The sequence below is a fragment of the Streptomyces solicamelliae genome (genome assembly GCF_045348655.1).
GTDB lineage: Bacteria > Actinomycetota > Actinomycetes > Streptomycetales > Streptomycetaceae > Streptomyces > Streptomyces solicamelliae.
In genome coordinates this window covers 1,456,161-1,473,212 of sequence record NZ_CP160404.1, presented here as the reverse complement: position 1 = coordinate 1,473,212, position 17,052 = coordinate 1,456,161, and the positions used below count along the sequence as shown (strand labels likewise).

The window sequence follows — 17,052 nt, the reverse complement described above, 5'->3', positions numbered from 1 at the left end:
CCGCCGCGCGGCCGAACGGGCGGCGGCACGCCCGGCGCGTCACCCGTCTGCCGGGGCCACGTCCCTCAGCAGGTGTGTGTACGCGGCCTCGTCGACGATCGGCGTGCCGTACGACTTGGCCTTGACGGTCTTCGAGGTGGCCGAGTCCGGGTCGTTGGTGACCAGCAGGCTGGTGAGCCGGGACACACTGCTCGCGACGTGCAGTCCCGCCTCGACCGTGCGGTCCTCCAGCAGCTCGCGGTCGATGGAGGTGTCGCCCGAGAACGCCACCCGCATGCCCTGCTTGAGTGGTTTGTCTGCTTCGTAACGCCCGGGGTTGGGATGCGGGCACGGCGGCCGCTTCTTCGTCGGGCGCCAGCTGTTCCCGTACGAGGACTGCCGGCCGATCCGCGCCGTCCCGGCCCCGGTCGCGGGCGAGGACACCCACTCCGTCAGCGGCCGGCACTCGAGCAGCGGCAGCCGTACGCCCCGCTCCGCCGCCGCGTGCAGGCTCGGCCGGAACGCCTCGGCGAGCACCCGCGCGTCGTCCAGCGCGTTGTGCGCGCGCTGCTGCACGACGCCGAAGTGGGCCGCCAGGGACTCCAGCTTGAGGTTGGGCAGCGGCAGCGCCAGCTCCTTGGCGAGCGCGATGGTGCACAACCGCTGCCGCACCGGCGCCGTCCGCTCGGCGCGCGCGTACTCGCGGGCGATCATGCCCCAGTCGAAGATCGCGTTGTGCGCCACCAGCACCCGGCCGTCCAGCCGCTCGGAGAACTCCGCCGCCACGTCCGGGAAGAGCGGCGCGTCCGCCAGCATGTCGGTGGTCAGCCCGTGGATCCAGACCGGGCCGGGATCCCGCTCCGGGTTGACGAGGGTGTACCAGTGGTCCTCGACGTTGCCGTGGGCGTCCAGCCGGTAGACGGCAGCCGACACTATCCGGTCGTCGCGGGCGAGTCCGGTGGTCTCCACGTCGACGACCGCGTACCCCTGCGGGTATGCGGCCGGCCACGCTGCTGCGGTCGTACGGTCGTCGAGCATGGTCATTGAGAATACGGCCCCGCGCGGACACCCCGGTCCCCGGCGTCCAGCAAACCGGACACCAGGGCGCGAACCGAGCGGGTGAACAGGCGGTCGGTGTCGACCGGGCGGGCCAGCGCGCGGGCCAGCGCCGGGTCCTCCCCGGCGGCCTCGCCCGCCCACAGGTCCTGTTCGGCGGGGGACTGGGCGGGCGCCCGCTCGCGGTTGCGCTCCACCAGGACCTGGCCGACGACGTGGAACTGCACCGCCCGCACCACCTCGGCCGCCCGCGCCCCGCGCAGCCCCGCCGCGTGCACCTCGCGGACCAGTACCCGCTGCGCGGGCAGGAACATCCGTTCCGTCAGGCCCCGTTCGTGAACCATCGCCACCAGGTGCGGACGCGCCCGCAGTTCGCGGCGGAGCGCCCGGGCGACCGACGCGATCCGGTCGGCCGGGGTCGCGCCCCGCGGGCGGATCGCGCCGAGGTCGGCGACCGTGCGCTCGACGAGCGCGTCGAGCAGCGACTCCCGGTTGCCGACGTGCCAGTAGATCGAGGTCACCGCCGTGCCGAGCTCGGCGGCGAGCTTGCGCATCGTCAGGGCGCCCGGGCCGTGCTGCCGCACCAGCACCGCCGCCGCGTCGAGGACCTGCTCCCGGGTCAGTGCGCTGCGTGCCATCCGGCCACCCCCCACTCCGTTCCGCGCACGGGTCTTTACCCTTCATCCGCGCCGGTGTAACTGTGTTACAGAAACGAACCCCCGCCGCAGCACCGAAGGGTGGTACGTCATGACCCGAGTACGGTACGGCGCGCGCACCGAGCGGGAACTCGCCGCCGCGCGCGAAGCGAACGCCAAGCTCCCCGACATCTGGTCCACCGGCGTCGTCGCCGTCTGGGAGACCGACCCGGACGTCGTCGCGGCCGTGCTGCCGCCGCCGCTGAAACCCACCGAACGCCCCCTGGTCCGGGTGAACATCAGCAAGGTCGACCTGCCCGGCTACCCGCTCGGCGCCGGCTCGGTCGCCGTCGCCGCCGCCCACGGCGACGAGAACGGCTGGTACCCGCTGGTCATGCCGATGACCCATGAGCGGGCCCTGACCGGCGGCCGCGAGGTCTTCGGGGAGCCGAAGAAGCTCGGCGAGGTCACCGTCGAACGCGACGGGCTCGTGGTCCGCGCCGCGCTCGCCCGGCACGGCATCGCCTTCGTCGAGGTGCGCGGCGCGGTCTCCGGCGCGCTGCCGCTGCCCGAGCCCGCCGACAAGACCGACTTCTACTTCAAGTTCCTTCCCGCGGTGGACGGTTCGGGTCTCGACGGGGACCCCGTCCTGGTCCACTGCGTCCGCCACGAACGGGTGCGCCGGCTGGAGGCGGTCACCGGCGACGTGGTGCTGCGCGAGTCGATGTACGACCCGGTCGCCGACCTGCCGGTCCGCCGGCTCGTCGAGATCACCGTCGGCGAGAAGACCACCGACCAGAAGGGCAGGGTCGTCGAACGGGTCCCCGCGGAGACCCTGCTGCCGTACGTCCACCAGCGCTACGACGACCCCCGGCAGGTCCTCGACGGGCCGCCCGAGGGGAGCGTCTGATGCGGCTCGAACCCGGCCAGGTCGCCGTCGTCACCGGCGCGGCGAGCGGCATCGGCCTCGCCATGGCCCGCCGGTTCGCCGCGGAAGGGCTCGCGGTCGTGCTCGCCGACGTCGAGGAGGCGGCGCTCGCCGAGGCGGCGGACGAGCTGATGGAGGGCGGCGCACACGTCCTCGCCCGGACGGTCGACGTGAGCGACGCCGATTCCGTACGGTCCCTCGCGGACGCCGCGTACGACGCCTTCGGCGCGGTGCACGTGCTCTGCAACAACGCGGGCGTCGGCTCCGGGGCCGAGGGCCGAATGTGGGAGCACGAGCCCAACGACTGGAAATGGGCCTTCTCCGTCAACGTCTGGGGCGTCTTCCACGGCGTCCAGGCGTTCGTGCCGCGGATGATCGAGGGCGGCGGCCCCGGCCACGTCGTCAACACCTCCTCCGGCGACGGCGGCATCGCGCCGCTGCCCACCGCCTCCGTCTACGCCGTCACCAAGGCGGCGGTGGTCACCATGACCGAGTCCCTGTACGCCCATCTGAAGGCCGAGGGCGCGGCGGTCGGCGCGTCCGTGCTGTTCCCCGGCCCGCACATGCTGCGCACCGGCCTGTGGGAGTCGCACCGCAACCGGCCCGAGCGGTACGCCAAGCAGCGCCCGCGCCGCACCCCGTACCGCACCCTCGACCAGTACGAGGCCGCGATGAAGGAGGCCGGTCACGAGGTGCGGTTCACCCCGGTCGAGGAGGTCGCCGGCCATGTCGTCGACGGCATCCGCGCCGACCGGTTCTGGATCCTGCCGGAGAGCGAGCACAGCGACCGGCAGATCCGCGCCCGCGCGCAGTCGATGCTCGACCGCGCGAACCCGTCGTACCTGGAGAACTTCATCCTCGACTGACCGTGCCGGCTCGTACCGCCCTCGGACGGACGACATCTGCCGGGGGTCCGGGGGTTGTCCCCCGGGAAAACACAGAATTCCGGACTGAGGGGGACCGTCATGGCCCACGACGACCCGTACCTGATCATCTCCTCCGACTGCCACGCCGGACTGCCCACCGAGCGGTACCGGCCCTATCTGGACCGCCGCTTCCACCGTGCCTTCGACGAGTTCCTCGCCGGCCGGGACGCCCGCCGCGAGGCGATGACCCGGCTCGGGGTGCGCAACGAGGCGTTCGCCGAGAAGTGGTTCAGCGACAACGAGGAAGGGCTGCGCGGTGGTTGGGACGCCGCGCAGCGGCTCAAGGAGCTCGACGGCGACGGTGTCGCGGCCGAAGTCGCCTTCCCCGACGCGGACGCCGTCGACAGCCAGACCGCCGCGCCCTTCGGCGTCGGCCTCGGGCTCTCCGGCGACCAGGACCCGGAGCTGGGCATGGCGGGCGCGCAGGCGCACAACCGCTGGCTCGCCGAGTTCGTCGGCCAGAACCCCGAACGGCACTGCGGGGTCGCCCTGCTACCCGTCACCGCGGACACCGACAAGGTCGTCGCCGAGATCCACCGGGCCAAGGAGTCCGGGCTCGGCGCGCTGATGATCCCGTCCATGTGGGTGGACAAGGAGCCGTACCACGACCGCCGTTACGACCCGGTGTGGGCGGCCGCCGCCGAGACCGGCATGCCGCTGGTCACCCACTCCGGCGCGGCGCCGCGCGAGGAGTACGGCGACCACCTCGGCATCTACGTCTCCGAGGTGACCTGGTGGCCGGCCCGGCCGCTGTGGTTCCTGCTCTGGTCCGGGGTCTTCGAACGGCACCCGGGGCTGCGGTTCGGCGTCGCCGAGTCGGGCTGCTGGTGGCTGCCGAACCTGCTGTGGTTCATGGACCGGCTGTACCTCGGCGCGCACGGCGGCAAGAAGCTGTCCCCGTTCAGTGCGCTGAAGCGGCCGCCGAGCGAGTACCTCGACCGGCAGGTGTTCGTCTGCGCCACCAACACCAAGCGGCGCGAGCTGGCGCAGCGGTACGAGATCGGCGTGGACAACATCCTGTGGGGCAGCGACTTCCCGCACCCCGAGGGCACCTGGCCGCGCACCCGCGGCTGGCTGCGCGACACCTTCCACGACATCCCGGTGGCGGAGACCCGGCGGATGCTGGGCCTGGCCGCGGCGGAGGTCTTCGGCTTCGACGTCGAGAAGCTGGCCCCGATCGCCCGCCGTATCGGCCCCACCCCGGCCGAGCTGGGCCAGCCGGAGGACCAGGCGGCGGTGGAGGCGTCCTGGGCGCGCTCGCGCGAGACGGGCCGGCACTGGCTGACGGGCGGCGACTTCCCGGTCCTGGGGACGGTGTCATGACCGACCGCTACACGGTGATCTCGGCGGACTGCCACGCGGGCGCCGACCTGCTCGACTACAAGCCGTACCTGGAGAAGCGGTTCCACGACGACTTCGACGCCTGGGCGGCCACGTACGTCAACCCGTACGAGGACCTGCTCGCCGACACCGCGGACCGCAACTGGAACTCGGGGCGCAGGCTGCGGGAGCTGGAGGCGGACGGCATCGTCGCCGAGGTCGTCTTCCCCAACACCATCCCGCCGTTCTTCCCCTCGGCCTCGCTGATGGCGCCCGCGCCGAGCCGCGCGGAGTACGAGCAGCGCTGGGCCGGACTGCGGGCGCACAACCGCTGGCTGGCCGACTTCTGCGCGGACGCGCCGGGGCGGCGGGCGGGCGTCGCGCAGATCCTGCTGAACGACGTGGACGAGGCGGTACGGGAGATCCGCCGCACCAAGGAGGCGGGCCTGACCGGCGGTGTCCTGCTGCCGGGCGCGCCGCCCGGCAGCGGGATCCCGGAGCTGTACGCGGCCGTGTACGACCCGATCTGGGCCGTCTGCGCGGAGCTGGACGTGCCGGTCAACCACCACGGCGGCTCGGCGTCGCCGCCGCTCGGCGACGAGCCGGCGGCGCGCGCGGTGTTCATGGTGGAGACGACGTGGTTCTCGCACCGGGCGCTGTGGCACCTGATCTTCGGCGGCGCGTTCCGCCGCCACCCGACCCTGAAGCTCGTGCTGACGGAGCAGGGTTCGGGCTGGATCCCGGGCGTCCTGGAGATGCTGGACTACTACCACGGCCGGCTGGTGGCGGCCTCGGCGAAGGCGGCGACGGCGGAGTCGAAGTTCGGCGCGGGTCTCGCGGCGCACATGGGCCGCGGGCCGAGCGAGGTGTGGCGGGACAACTGCTACGTGGGCGCGAGCTTCATGCGCCCGCACGAGGTGCCGTTGCGCGGGCGGATCGGCCTGGACAAGATCATGTGGGGTGCCGACTACCCGCACGACGAGGGCACCACGCCGTACTCACGGGAGGGCCTGCGGATCGCCTACGCGGGCCTGCCGCGGGAGGAGGTCGCGGCGATGGCGGGCGGCAACGCGGCCCGCGTGTACGGCTTCGACCTCGCGTACCTGGACACCCTGGCCGCGGTGCACGGCCCGACGGTCGCGGAGATCGCCGAACCGCTCGAGGAGGTCCCGGACGGGGCGACCAGCCCGGCGTTCGCCCCGGGCGGGTCGGTCCGCGTGTGGTGACGCGCCGGGTGAGACCCTCCCGGGGTGACTGAAGCGCCAGCGCACGACGAGGACCACGGCGGCGGGCTCGGCACCCGGCTGAACTGGCTCCGGGCCGCCGTCCTCGGCGCGAACGACGGAGTCGTCTCCACCGCGGGCCTCGTCGTGGGCGTCGCCGGCGCGACCGAGTCCCAGTCGGCGCTGCTCACGGCAGGCCTGGCCGGACTGCTCGCCGGCTCGATGTCGATGGCGGCGGGGGAGTACGTCTCCGTCTCCACCCAGCGCGACTCCGAACTGGCCGCGCTCGCCCAGGAACGCCGCGAACTGCGCGAACGTCCGGAGGCCGAACTCGACGAACTCACCGAGCTCCTCGCCCGCCGCGGCCTCAGCCAGGCCATCGCCCGCGAGGCCGCCGTCCAGCTCACCGAACGCGACGCCCTGCGCGCCCATGCCCGCGTGGAGCTCGGCATCAACCCGGACGAACTCACCAACCCCTGGCACGCCGCGGCCGCGAGCTTCCTGGCGTTCACGGTGGGCGCGCTGCTTCCGTTGCTGGCGATCGTCCTCCCACCCGCGGACGAACGCCTCTGGATCACCGTCCTGTCGGTCCTGGCCGCGCTCGCCCTCACCGGCTGGTGGAGCGCCCGCCTCGGCGCCGCCCCACCGGCCCGAGCCGTCCTCCGCAACACCGCCGGCGGCGCCCTGGCGATGGGCGTGACGTACGCGGCGGGGTCGTTGCTGGGGGCGGCGGGGGTCTAGCGGCGGGGGTCTGGAGGTCACGGCGTTGTCGGAAGCCGCCAAAAGTTGCTGACATCGAGTCTTACTTACTTGTGCGTAACGACGTCTAGCCGTGCCGCGGTGGCGCCTCTACCGTCGGCGCATGCCGAACCTGCCCGATGTCGTCCTGTGGTCGATACCCGCCTTCGTCCTGCTCACCGTCGTCGAGATGGTCGGCTACCGGCTCCATCCCGACGAGGACAAGGCCGGCTACGAGGCCAAGGACGCCACCACCAGCATCGGCATGGGGCTCGGGAGTCTGTTCTTCGACGCGCTGTGGAAGATCCCCGTCGTCGCGATCTACAGCGCCGTCCACGCGCTCACCCCGCTGCGGGTCCCGGTGCTCTGGTGGACGCTCCCGCTGATGCTGCTCGCGCAGGACTTCTGCTACTACTGGCAGCACCGGGGGCACCACGTGGTGCGGATCCTGTGGGCCAGTCACGTCGTGCATCACAGCAGCCGGAAGTTCAACCTCAGCACCGCCCTCCGGCAGCCCTGGACCGGGTTCACCTCCTGGCCGTTCTATCTGCCGATGATCGCGCTCGGCGTGCACCCGGCGGCCGTCGCCTTCTGCTCCTCGGTGAACCTCGTGTACCAGTTCTGGATCCACACCGAGCGGATCGACCGGCTGCCGCGGCCGGTCGAGTACCTGTTCAACACGCCCTCGCATCACCGTGTGCATCACGCCTCGCAGGGCGGCTATCTCGACCGGAACTTCGGCGGGGTGCTCATCGTCTGGGACCGGGTCTTCGGGACCTGGACGGGGGAGACGGCCAAGCCCGTCTTCGGCCTCACGAAGAACATCTCCACGTACAACCCGCTGCGCGTCGCCACCCACGAGTACGCCTCCATCGCCCGCGACCTGCGGGCGGCGAGCAGTTGGCGCGAGCGGGGCGGGCGCGTGTTCCGGGGGCCCGGGTGGCAGCCGGGGACGGAGGCGGGCTCGTGAGGAGGGCCGTGGCCTCCCGGGTCCTGCTCGGCGCGTTCCTGAGCGCCGCCGCCGTCGACCTCGGCTCGCTGCTCGTCGGGGCCGAGGCCGGCCACCTCGTCGCCAAGCCCCTCCTGATGCCCCTGCTCGCCGCCTACGCCCTGGCCCGCGGTGGGCCCGCGACGCTCGTCGCCGCCTTGCTGTTCGGGTGGGGCGGGGACGTCCTGCTGCTCGGTGACGCCGACTGGGCGTTCCTCGTCGGGATGGGCTGTTTCGCCGCCGGACATGCCTGCTATCTGCTGCTGTTCGGGCGGCGCCGTACGTCCCTGCCGCTCGGCGTCGTGTACGCCGCCGTGCTCGCCGTCACCGTCGTCGCCCTGTGGCCTGGTCTCCCCGCCGACCTGCGCGTACCCGTCGCCGCCTACTCCCTGCTGCTGACCGCCATGGCCTACCGGTCGAGCTCCATGGGTGTCCTCGCCGGGGCCGGCGGCGCGCTCTTCCTGCTGTCCGACACCCTCATCGCCACCGGCATCGCCGACTGGCCGCAGCCGCCCGTCCCGGACTTCTGGGTCATGGCGACCTACCTCGCGGCCCAGTTCCTGCTGACCGAGGGAATCCTGAGGGCGGGGTACGGTGATGGTCGTACGGATTCACGTACGACCATCTGAGTGCCCGTACAGCAAGGAACGTCCGTCATGCGCGCCACGACCATCCACGCCCCGTTCGACATGCGCGTAGAGGACGTGCCCGACCCGGTGATCAAGGAGTCCACGGACGTCGTCCTGCGGGTGCTGCGGGCCTGCATCTGCGGCAGTGACCTGTGGGCGTACCGCGGCGAGTCCGCGCGGCAGCCGGGGCAGCGCATCGGCCACGAGTTCCTCGGGATCGTCGAGGCGGCCGGGGCGGACGTGACCGGCTTCGCGGCCGGTGACCTCGTGGTCGCGCCCTTCGTCTGGTCGGACGGGACGTGCGACTACTGCTCCGAAGGGCTGCAGACCTCCTGCCCCCGCGGCGGCTTCTGGGGCTCGGTCGGCTCCGACGGCGGCCAGGGCGAGGCCGTACGGGTTCCCCACGCCGACGGCACCCTCGTGAAGCTGCCCGCCGACGCCGCCTCCGACGACCGGCTGCTCACCGCGCTGCTCGCGCTCTCCGACGTCCTCGGCACCGGCCACCACGCCGCCCTCGGGGCCGGTGTCCGCAAGGGGTCCACCGTCGCCGTGGTCGGGGACGGCGCCGTCGGCCTGTGCGGTGTGCTGGCGGCCAGGCGGCTCGGTGCCGAGCGGATCATCGCGCTCGGCCGGCACACCGCCCGTACCGACATCGCCCGCGTCTTCGGCGCCACCGACGTGGTCGCCGAGCGCGGCGAGGCGGCCGAGGCGGCCGTCCGCGAGCTCACCGGCGGCCAGGGCGCGCACGCCGTCATCGAGGCCGTCGGCACCGAGCAGTCCATGCGCACCGCCGTGAACATCACCCGCGACGGCGGCGCGATCGGCTACGTCGGCGTTCCGCACGGCAGCGGCACGGGCCTGGACCTGTCGGTCATGTTCGACCGCAACATCGCCCTGCGCGGCGGCGTCGCGCCCGTCCGCGCGTACATCCCCGAGCTGCTGCCCGACGTCCTCAGCGGCGCGGTCGACCCGTCGCCGGTCTTCGACCTGACCGTCGGCCTCGAAGGAGTCCCGGACGGCTACCGGGCCATGGACGAGCGCACCGCCCTGAAGGTCCTCGTCAAGCCGTGAGCCACGCGGGGGCGTCCTGCCCCTGCAGGCCCGGCGGGCGCGACCAGCCCGTAGGGCCGCCCTCGTACGACACCGGCGACCGCGCGTGGCGCAGCCGTCCCAGCGGGCCCTCCGTCTCCGTGACGTACCGCTCCGGGTCGTACCGGGGGAGCGCGTGCGTCAGCCAGTGGCCCGTCTGCGCGAGCGCCAGGCGGACCAGCCGGGTGCCGCCGTCGCGGTCCTGCTCGGTCAGCGAGCGCAGGACGGCCGCGGCCAGGAGGTAGCCGCTGCCGTGGTCCAGAGCCTGCGCCGGAAGGACCCCCGGCTCCGCCGCCGAGCCCTCGGTCACCGCGATCCCCGTCGCCGCCTGGACGAGGCTGTCGAAGCCGCGCCGCGCGCGCCACGGCCCGTAGTCGCCCCAGGCGGACAGCCGGGCGACGACCTGGCCGGGGCGGTGCGGGCCGAAGCGGTCCAGGGCGCCCGGACGATATCCGGTGACCAACACGTCCGCCGCGTCCAGGAGTTCGTCGAAGGTCCGGCGGTCCGACGGGCGGTCCAGATCGAGGGCGGCGGTGCGCTTGCCCACGTCCGTCTCGGCGTGCTGGTCGGGCAGCTCGGGGTTCCCCGGCGGGTCGATCCGCAGCACGTCCGCGCCGAGGAGCGCCAGCGTCCGGGTGGCGACCGGGCCCGCGATCACCCGCGTCAGGTCCAGCACGCGCAGCGGCCCGCCCGACCGCCGGCGCGGCGGCGTGTCGTCCAGCCGCTCCCGGGTCAGCAGCGGGCGGGCCGCCACCTCCCGGCCCTGCTCGTGCGCCGCCCACTCCGACGGGGTGCGCAGCGCGACGGCGAGGCCCCCGGCCGCGTACACCGCCGACTCGACGTCGACGGCCTTCCGTTCCGCGATCGCCGCGGCCACCCCGTCGGCGTCCACACCGAGCGCGTCGAGCAACGCCCTCCGGTGGTGCGGGTAGTTGGCGTGCGTACGGACCCAGCCGTCCGCCGCCCGCCAGAACCGGGACAGCGGCGCGAAGGTCACCGGCGCCCGCCCGTCGATGCGCAGATGACGCTCGCTCACGAAGGCCGTGGCCACCGCCCCGTCGTCCACCCGCACCGGCCCCGGCAGCCCCTGCCGCTCCACCGCCGCCAGCCCGGCGACGGCCACCGTGGCCCGCGCCAGGTCCATCACCGGCAGCCGGGCGGCCAGCAGCCCGGACGGGCCGGTGTACGTCACGCGGTCGGGCAGGGCGGGATCACCGCCGAGCTCCGCCCACAACAACTCCGTACCCCTGCGCACCGCGTCGCCCGAGACCTCGTCCATGACCGCATCATGGCACCCGGTGCCAGTCGGGACACGCGCAAGGGCCCCGGCGCGGCACACCGCACCAGGGCCCTCGCAGCGATCGTCAGGTGCTACTTGCGCACGGCGTCCAGCGCGTCGACGACGCCCTCGCCGTAGAAGCCGTTGCGGCCGCTGCCGCCCTCGCAGACCGCGTCCACGGTGCCGTCGCCGTTGATGTCGTACGGGTTCGTGCAGGCGTGGTTGTCGGCCTGGCCGTACAGCAGGTCCTTGAGCTCCGCAGGCGACGCGTCCAGGTGCCGCGACTTGATCAGCGCGAGCACACCGGCGGCGTGCGGGGCGGCCATGGACGTGCCGGCCTTGTAGTTGTAGCCGCCGTTGACCGTGGTCGACAGGATGCGGCCGTTGACCGCCGGGGCGTCCGGGGTCTGGTACTCGGTGCGGTCGCCGCCCGGCGCCGCGATGTCGACGACACCCTTGCCGTAGTTCGAGTACGAGGCCTTCAGGCCCTTCGCACCGGTCGCGGAGACCGTGACGACGCCCGGCAGCATGGCCGGGTAGTCGAGGCACTCGCGCGGGTCGACCACGCGGGTGACCGGCGTGGTGTCGTTCGGGCTGCTGTCGTCGGTGAGCTCGTCCGCCGCCAGGTCCATCGCCGAGTTGCCGGCCGCGGCCACGTTGACCGTGCCCTTGCGCTCCGCGTAGCGGGTCGCGCGGGTGACCGCCTCGAGGAGGGCCTTCTGGTCCTCGTCGTTCTTGCAGGCGAACAGCCACGGGTCGGTGTAGTAGCTGTTGTTGGTGATGTCCACGCCGTTCTCGGCCGCCCACATGAAGCCGCAGACCACGGCCTCGGTGTAGAAGTAGCCCTCCGAGGTGGACACCTTGATGCCGGAGACCTTCACGCCCGGCGCGACGCCGGTGACGCCGACGCCGTTCTTGGCCGCGGCGATGGTGCCGGCCACGTGCGTGCCGTGGTCGCTCTCGCCCGGCTGCGGACGCCAGGAGCCCGGCGTGGTGTCCGGCTTGCCGGTCACGCAGTTGACCGAGGCGGCGGAGTCGAAGTTCGGCGCGAGGTCCGGGTGCGTGTCGTCGACACCGGTGTCGATGACGCCGACGGTGACCTTGCTGCTGCCGAGGGTCCGCTCGTGGGCCTTGTCCGCCTTGATGGCCGGCAGGTCCCACTGCAGCGGCTGGAGCGGGTCCTGGCCGTCGGTGGCCTGCGCGGCCGAGGCCAGCGCCTCCGACGCGGACAGGGCCTGACCGCTGTCGCCGACCGACGTGTCGCGCTGCACGGAGAGCGGCGCGTGGCGCGTCGCACCGGCGGAGACCACTCCGCGGACCGTGCGGATCGTCTTCGCGAACTCGGGGTTCTGCGAGTGGACGACGATGACGCCGATCCGGTCGTACGACGTGACGATCGTGCCGCCGGCCGCGGATATCGCGCGCTTGACCGCGGCGGGGGTGTGGCGACCGCCGTCGATGTTCACCACGTACGACAGCTTCGGGCCGTCGTACGTGGCGGCGGCCGCCGGGGCCTCGTTCAGCGGCGCGGCGTTCGCGCCGGTGGGCAGGAAGCCCAGCGAGGCCGTGAGCGCCAGACCGGCGGGCAGGGCGAGTATGCGCCCGCGTCTGGTTCCCAGATGAGCCATGGGTTCTCCACATCATCCGTATGTACTGTCCGCACACCCGTTGTGCATGGACAGGTGCATGACGAGTGAAGCTATCGCTGATCTTCCCGGTGCATCAATGCGTCGGGTCGCCGGATGACGAAAAAAGATCCGCGTGAACCGCTTCGCCGCCCGCTCCGTGCCGTTGTGCAGGGGAGGAGCTCTGCGAGGACTCCGTTCCCCCCCACCCCCCAGTGAGGTCCCTTTGTCCATGCCCACCGCAGCGTCGCGAGGAGAATCCGTGGCTACCGAGGCAACACCGCCGCCCCCCGGCGGTACGGCCACCACCACCGTCCCGCCCACGACGGAGCGCTTCGTCGAGGTGCAGCAGAGCGCGGAGTTCGGCGAGCTGCGCCGTGCGCACCGCTCGTTCGCCTTCCCCCTGACGATCGGCTTCATCGCCTGGTACCTGCTCTACGTGCTGCTCTCCAACTACGCGGGCGGCTTCATGGGCACCAAGGTCGTCGGCAACATCAACGTCGCCCTCGTCCTCGGCCTCGGCCAGTTCCTGACCACCTTCCTCATCGCCTGGTTCTACTCGCGGCACGCGGCCGAGAAGCTCGACCCCAAGGCGGAGGCCATCAAGTCCCGTATGGAGGGCGACGCATGAGCAGCACCATCGAGGCCGGCACGGCCGTCGCCGTCCTGGCCGCCGGCGGCGCCTCCGAGCACCGGCCGCTGATCATCACCCTCTTCGGGGCGTTCGTCGTCGCCACCCTGTTCATCACCGTCTGGGCCGGCCGGCAGACCCGCAGCGCCGCCGACTTCTACGCCGGCGGCCGCCAGTTCACCGGCTTCCAGAACGGCCTGGCCATCTCCGGCGACTACATGTCCGCCGCCTCGTTCCTCGGCATCGCCGGCGCCATCGCCCTCTTCGGCTACGACGGCTTCCTGTACTCCATCGGCTTCCTGGTCGCCTGGCTGGTCGCCCTGCTCCTGGTCGCCGAACCGCTGCGCAACTCCGGCCGGTTCACCATGGGCGACGTGCTCGCCTACCGGATGCGCCAGCGTCCGGTCCGCACCGCCGCAGGCACCTCCACCATCGTCGTCTCGATCTTCTACCTGCTCGCCCAGATGGCCGGCGCCGGCGTCCTCGTCTCGCTGCTGCTCGGCATCACCAGCGACGGCGGCAAGATCGCCATCGTCGCCCTGGTCGGCGTGCTGATGATCGTGTACGTCACCATCGGCGGCATGAAGGGCACCACCTGGGTGCAGATGGTCAAGGCCGTGCTGCTCATCGCCGGCACGCTCCTGATCACCTTCCTCATCCTGCTGAAGTTCGACTTCAACCTCTCCCAGCTGCTCGGCGCCGCCGCCGAGAACAGCGGCCAGGGCGCCGCCTTCCTGGAGCCCGGACTGAAGTACGGCGCCACCGGCACCTCGAAGCTGGACTTCATCTCGCTCGGCATCGCCCTCGTCCTGGGCACCGCCGGCCTGCCGCACATCCTGATCCGCTTCTACACGGTGCCCACCGCCAAGGCCGCCCGGAAGTCCGTCAACTGGGCCATCGGCATCATCGGCGCCTTCTACCTGATGACGATCGTCCTCGGTTTCGGCGCGGCGGCGCTGCTGAAGAACAGCGACATCATCGCCTCCAACAAGGCCGGCAACACCGCCGCCCCGCTCGCCGCCCTCGAGGTCGGCGGCGGCGCGGGCTCCACCGGCGGCGCGATCCTGCTCGCCGTCATCTCGGCCGTCGCCTTTGCGACCATCCTCGCCGTGGTCGCCGGACTCACGCTGGCCTCGTCGTCGTCCTTCGCGCACGACATCTACGCGAACGTGATCAGGCGCGGCAAGGCCACCGAGCAGGAGGAGGTCCGGGCCGCCCGCTGGGCGACCGTCCTCATCGGAGTCGTCTCCATCGCGCTCGGCGCCCTCGCCCGCGACCTCAACGTCGCCGGCCTGGTCGCCCTCGCCTTCGCCGTCGCCGCCTCCGCGAACCTGCCGACGATCCTGTACAGCCTGTTCTGGAAGCGGTTCACCACCACCGGCGCCCTGTGGTCGATCTACGGCGGTCTGATCTCCGCGGTCGTCCTGGTGCTGTTCTCTCCGGTGGTCTCCGGCAAGCCGACCTCGATGTTCAAGGGCGTCGACTTCTACTGGTTCCCGCTGGAGAACCCCGGCATCGTCTCCATCCCGCTGGGCTTCCTGCTCGGCTGGCTCGGCTCGGTCCTCTCGAAGGAGAAGCCGGACGCCGGCAAGTACGCGGAGCTGGAGGTCAAGTCCCTGACCGGCGTCGGAGCGCACTGACCGCACCCGGACGGACACCCTCCGGAGCCGTTCGCGCGGCCGCGTCGTAGAGTCCTACGACGCGGCCGCGCCGCTTCTCATGTGAGACGCCCCTGCTCAGTGTCGGCGCCCTCGCGTAGGCTCGGCGGGAGCAGGCATCTGACGACAGGCAGGGAGCGCGCAGTGCTCATCGACACCTACGGCCGTGTGGCCACCGACCTGCGTGTCTCGCTCACCGACCGGTGCAATCTGCGCTGCACGTACTGCATGCCCGAGGAGGGCCTGCAGTGGCTGGCCAAGCCGGATCTGCTCACCGACGACGAGATCGTCCGGCTGATCCGCATCGCGGTCACCGACCTGGGCGTCACCGAGGTCCGCTTCACCGGCGGCGAGCCGCTGCTCCGTCCCGGCCTCGTCGGCATCGTCGAGCGCGTGGCCGCCCTGGAGCCGCGCCCCCGGATGTCGCTGACCACCAACGGCATCGGCCTCAAGCGCACCGCCGCCGCCCTGAAGGCCGCGGGCCTGGACCGGGTCAACGTCTCCCTCGACACCCTGCGCCCCGACGTCTTCAAGACCCTCACCCGCCGCGACCGCCACCAGGACGTGCTCGACGGCATGGCCGCCGCCCGCGAGGCCGGGCTGACCCCGGTCAAGGTCAACGCCGTCCTGATGCCCGGGCTCAACGACGACGAGGCCCCCGACCTGCTGGCCTGGGCCGTCGAGCACGACTACGAGCTCCGCTTCATCGAGCAGATGCCGCTCGACGCCCAGCACGGCTGGAAGCGCGACGGCATGATCACCGCCGGGGACATCCTGGAGTCGCTGCGCACCCGCTTCACCCTCACCGCCGAGGGCGACGAGGAGCGCGGCTCCGCGCCCGCCGAGCGCTGGATCGTGGACGGCGGACCGCACACCGTCGGCGTGATCGCCTCGGTCACCCGCCCGTTCTGCCGGGCCTGCGACCGCACCCGGCTCACCGCCGACGGTCAGGTGCGCACCTGCCTGTTCGCCACCGAGGAGACGGACCTGCGCGCGACGCTGCGCTCGGACGCCCCGGACGCGGTGGTCGCCGAGATCTGGCGGAAGGCGATGTGGGGCAAGAAGGCCGGTTCCGGCCTGGACGACCCGAGCTTCCTGCAGCCCGCGCGCCCGATGTCAGCGATCGGCGGCTGAGGACTCCCCGGAGCCACCGGACTCCCCGGAAGCCTCCGGCCGGGCCTCCCACTCGGCCAGCGTCACCACGTCCTTGAGGAAACCGCGCACCCCCAGGAACTGCGACAGGTGCTCGCGGTGCTCCTCGCAGGCGAGCCACGTCTTGCGCCGATCCGGCGTGTGCAGCTTCGGGTTGTTCCAGGCCAGCACCCAGACGGCCGCGGCACGGCAGCCCTTGGCGGAACAGATGGGGGACGTGGGCGACGGGGAGCTCTCCGGAGTGATCACCGGGACATTCTCCCTGCACAAACGACGCCGAGCAGCCACGGGGGGAGCTGCCCGGCGTCGGTCCGTCGCTCCGACGGGGGATGCGGAGCGCAAAGGCAGTATGTCACGCGGACCCCATCGCGGTGCACCGGAACGTCATGATTGATCTGAGGTTTTCTTGAGCTTCTCGTCGGGCGCCGGCTCGATCATCGGCCGGCTCGGCGGCATCGTGAACGTCGACGGCAGGGACGGCGGACGCTCGCGGCCCGCGTTGGCGATCACGACCGCCACGTACGGCAGCAGCGCGCCCAACACCAGGGCCACGACGGCCACATGGCGCTCCACGTTCCACAGCACGGCGGCCGCGATGACGGCCAGGGTGCGCACGGTCATCGAGATCACGTAGCGGCGCTGCCGGCCCCGCACGTCGTCGGCCAGACCCTGGCGTGCCCCGGTGATCCGGAAGACCTCGTTGCTGCCATGCCTGCGCATCGCGTTCCACCACCGGATTCCGTGCCGGACTCTCCCCGGTCCGGGTCTCACTCCACGGTACGCCCGCCGGCCGGCGGCGGGGCGACGGGGTCACGTACGGCGCAGTCCGACATGCGCCGTACGCCCGACCGGCCGACACTTGCCGCACATGCGCAGAGCGCGCCGCCGCACGAGGAGGCGACCGAATGGGCTGGCTGTGGGCAATCATCGTGGGCTTCGTCCTCGGTCTGATCGCGAAGGCGATCCTGCCGGGGAAGCAGCAGATCCCGCTGTGGCTGACGACGATCTTCGGCATTCTCGGCAGCCTCCTCGGCAACGCCGTCGCCGGATGGATCGGCGTCGAGGAGACCCGGGGCATCGACTGGACGCGCCACCTGCTCCAGCTGCTCGGCGCGATCGCGATCGTCGGGGTGGGCGACATGCTGTGGGTGCGGATCAAGCGCGACAGACGGACCGTGTGACCCCAGGACGTACGG

General features: G+C 72.3%; 18 protein-coding genes. 12 read left to right on the top strand and 6 right to left on the bottom strand.

What is annotated here, in order from left to right:
* Nucleotides 1–39: 39 nt before the first annotated feature.
* Entirely contained in the window at nucleotides 40–1,023 is a 984-nt protein-coding gene (locus ABZO31_RS06810; RefSeq protein WP_406860136.1) for a DEDDh family exonuclease, read from the bottom strand.
* Nucleotides 1,020–1,673 (bottom strand): TetR/AcrR family transcriptional regulator, encoded by a 654-nt coding sequence (locus tag ABZO31_RS06805; RefSeq protein WP_406860134.1) that lies wholly within the window; start codon nucleotides 1,671–1,673, stop codon nucleotides 1,020–1,022. Before ABZO31_RS06805 ends, ABZO31_RS06810 begins: the two co-directional genes overlap by 4 nt.
* Nucleotides 1,674–1,782: 109 nt before the next feature.
* On the opposite strand from ABZO31_RS06805, the gene ABZO31_RS06800 reads away from it, so the two are divergent.
* The 8 genes from ABZO31_RS06800 (at nucleotide 1,783) to ABZO31_RS06765 (ending at nucleotide 9,493) form a co-directional block, all read left to right on the top strand.
* The gene (locus ABZO31_RS06800; RefSeq protein WP_406860132.1) at nucleotides 1,783–2,580 is read left to right on the top strand and encodes an acetoacetate decarboxylase family protein; all 798 of its coding nucleotides are present in this window, start codon (nucleotides 1,783–1,785) and stop codon (nucleotides 2,578–2,580) included.
* The gene (locus tag ABZO31_RS06795) at nucleotides 2,580–3,464 is read left to right on the top strand and encodes an SDR family NAD(P)-dependent oxidoreductase (protein ID WP_406860131.1); all 885 of its coding nucleotides are present in this window, start codon (nucleotides 2,580–2,582) and stop codon (nucleotides 3,462–3,464) included. The genes ABZO31_RS06800 and ABZO31_RS06795 overlap by 1 nt, the downstream gene beginning before the upstream one ends.
* Nucleotides 3,465–3,563: 99 nt before the next feature.
* The gene (locus ABZO31_RS06790; RefSeq protein ID WP_406860129.1) at nucleotides 3,564–4,847 is read left to right on the top strand and encodes an amidohydrolase family protein; all 1,284 of its coding nucleotides are present in this window, start codon (nucleotides 3,564–3,566) and stop codon (nucleotides 4,845–4,847) included.
* Nucleotides 4,844–6,070 (top strand): amidohydrolase family protein, encoded by a 1,227-nt coding sequence (locus ABZO31_RS06785; RefSeq protein ID WP_406860127.1) that lies wholly within the window; start codon nucleotides 4,844–4,846, stop codon nucleotides 6,068–6,070. The genes ABZO31_RS06790 and ABZO31_RS06785 overlap by 4 nt, the downstream gene beginning before the upstream one ends.
* Nucleotides 6,071–6,094: 24 nt before the next feature.
* On the top strand, nucleotides 6,095–6,808 hold the full coding sequence (locus tag ABZO31_RS06780) for a VIT1/CCC1 transporter family protein (RefSeq protein ID WP_406860125.1): 714 nt from the start codon (nucleotides 6,095–6,097) through the stop codon (nucleotides 6,806–6,808).
* A 121-nt stretch (nucleotides 6,809–6,929) separates the two neighbouring features.
* Nucleotides 6,930–7,775 carry a sterol desaturase family protein gene (locus tag ABZO31_RS06775; RefSeq protein ID WP_406860124.1) on the top strand — a complete coding sequence of 282 codons (846 nt, stop codon included), beginning with the start codon at nucleotides 6,930–6,932 and terminating at the stop codon, nucleotides 7,773–7,775.
* A gap of 8 nt (nucleotides 7,776–7,783) precedes the next feature.
* Nucleotides 7,784–8,422: a lysoplasmalogenase gene (locus ABZO31_RS06770; protein ID WP_406860122.1), complete on the top strand. Its 639-nt coding sequence runs from the start codon at nucleotides 7,784–7,786 to the stop codon at nucleotides 8,420–8,422.
* A gap of 27 nt (nucleotides 8,423–8,449) precedes the next feature.
* Complete coding sequence (locus ABZO31_RS06765) at nucleotides 8,450–9,493, top strand: zinc-dependent alcohol dehydrogenase family protein (RefSeq protein WP_406860120.1); 1,044 nt, start codon at nucleotides 8,450–8,452, stop codon at nucleotides 9,491–9,493.
* Here ABZO31_RS06765 and ABZO31_RS06760 read toward each other — a convergent pair.
* Nucleotides 9,483–10,790, bottom strand: a complete 1,308-nt coding sequence (locus tag ABZO31_RS06760) for a CoA transferase (RefSeq protein ID WP_406860119.1) — start codon at nucleotides 10,788–10,790, stop codon at nucleotides 9,483–9,485. The two genes, ABZO31_RS06765 and ABZO31_RS06760, sit on opposite strands and share 11 nt — an antisense overlap.
* A 92-nt stretch (nucleotides 10,791–10,882) precedes the next feature.
* Nucleotides 10,883–12,418, bottom strand: a complete 1,536-nt coding sequence (locus ABZO31_RS06755) for a S8 family peptidase (protein WP_406860117.1) — start codon at nucleotides 12,416–12,418, stop codon at nucleotides 10,883–10,885.
* Between the two features lie 259 nt (nucleotides 12,419–12,677).
* On the opposite strand from ABZO31_RS06755, the gene ABZO31_RS06750 reads away from it, so the two are divergent.
* From ABZO31_RS06750 to moaA, 3 genes are all read left to right on the top strand, one after another.
* On the top strand, nucleotides 12,678–13,046 hold the full coding sequence (locus ABZO31_RS06750; RefSeq protein WP_406860115.1) for a DUF485 domain-containing protein: 369 nt from the start codon (nucleotides 12,678–12,680) through the stop codon (nucleotides 13,044–13,046).
* Nucleotides 13,043–14,686, top strand: a complete 1,644-nt coding sequence (locus ABZO31_RS06745; protein ID WP_406860113.1) for a cation acetate symporter — start codon at nucleotides 13,043–13,045, stop codon at nucleotides 14,684–14,686. The genes ABZO31_RS06750 and ABZO31_RS06745 overlap by 4 nt, the downstream gene beginning before the upstream one ends.
* A 162-nt stretch (nucleotides 14,687–14,848) precedes the next feature.
* Nucleotides 14,849–15,838, top strand: a complete 990-nt coding sequence (gene moaA / locus ABZO31_RS06740) for a GTP 3',8-cyclase MoaA (protein WP_406860111.1) — start codon at nucleotides 14,849–14,851, stop codon at nucleotides 15,836–15,838.
* Here moaA and ABZO31_RS06735 read toward each other — a convergent pair.
* Together ABZO31_RS06735 and ABZO31_RS06730 are read right to left on the bottom strand one after the other, a co-directional pair.
* Nucleotides 15,821–16,105 (bottom strand): hypothetical protein, encoded by a 285-nt coding sequence (locus ABZO31_RS06735; RefSeq protein WP_406860109.1) that lies wholly within the window; start codon nucleotides 16,103–16,105, stop codon nucleotides 15,821–15,823. The genes moaA and ABZO31_RS06735 overlap by 18 nt on opposite strands.
* 135 nt (nucleotides 16,106–16,240) lie before the next feature.
* Nucleotides 16,241–16,576 (bottom strand): DUF3099 domain-containing protein, encoded by a 336-nt coding sequence (locus ABZO31_RS06730; protein ID WP_406860107.1) that lies wholly within the window; start codon nucleotides 16,574–16,576, stop codon nucleotides 16,241–16,243.
* A 185-nt stretch (nucleotides 16,577–16,761) separates the two neighbouring features.
* Between ABZO31_RS06730 and ABZO31_RS06725 the strand changes: the two genes are divergently transcribed.
* Nucleotides 16,762–17,037, top strand: coding sequence for a GlsB/YeaQ/YmgE family stress response membrane protein (locus ABZO31_RS06725; RefSeq protein WP_406860106.1), 276 nt, complete (start codon nucleotides 16,762–16,764; stop codon nucleotides 17,035–17,037).
* Nucleotides 17,038–17,052 lie beyond the last annotated feature (15 nt).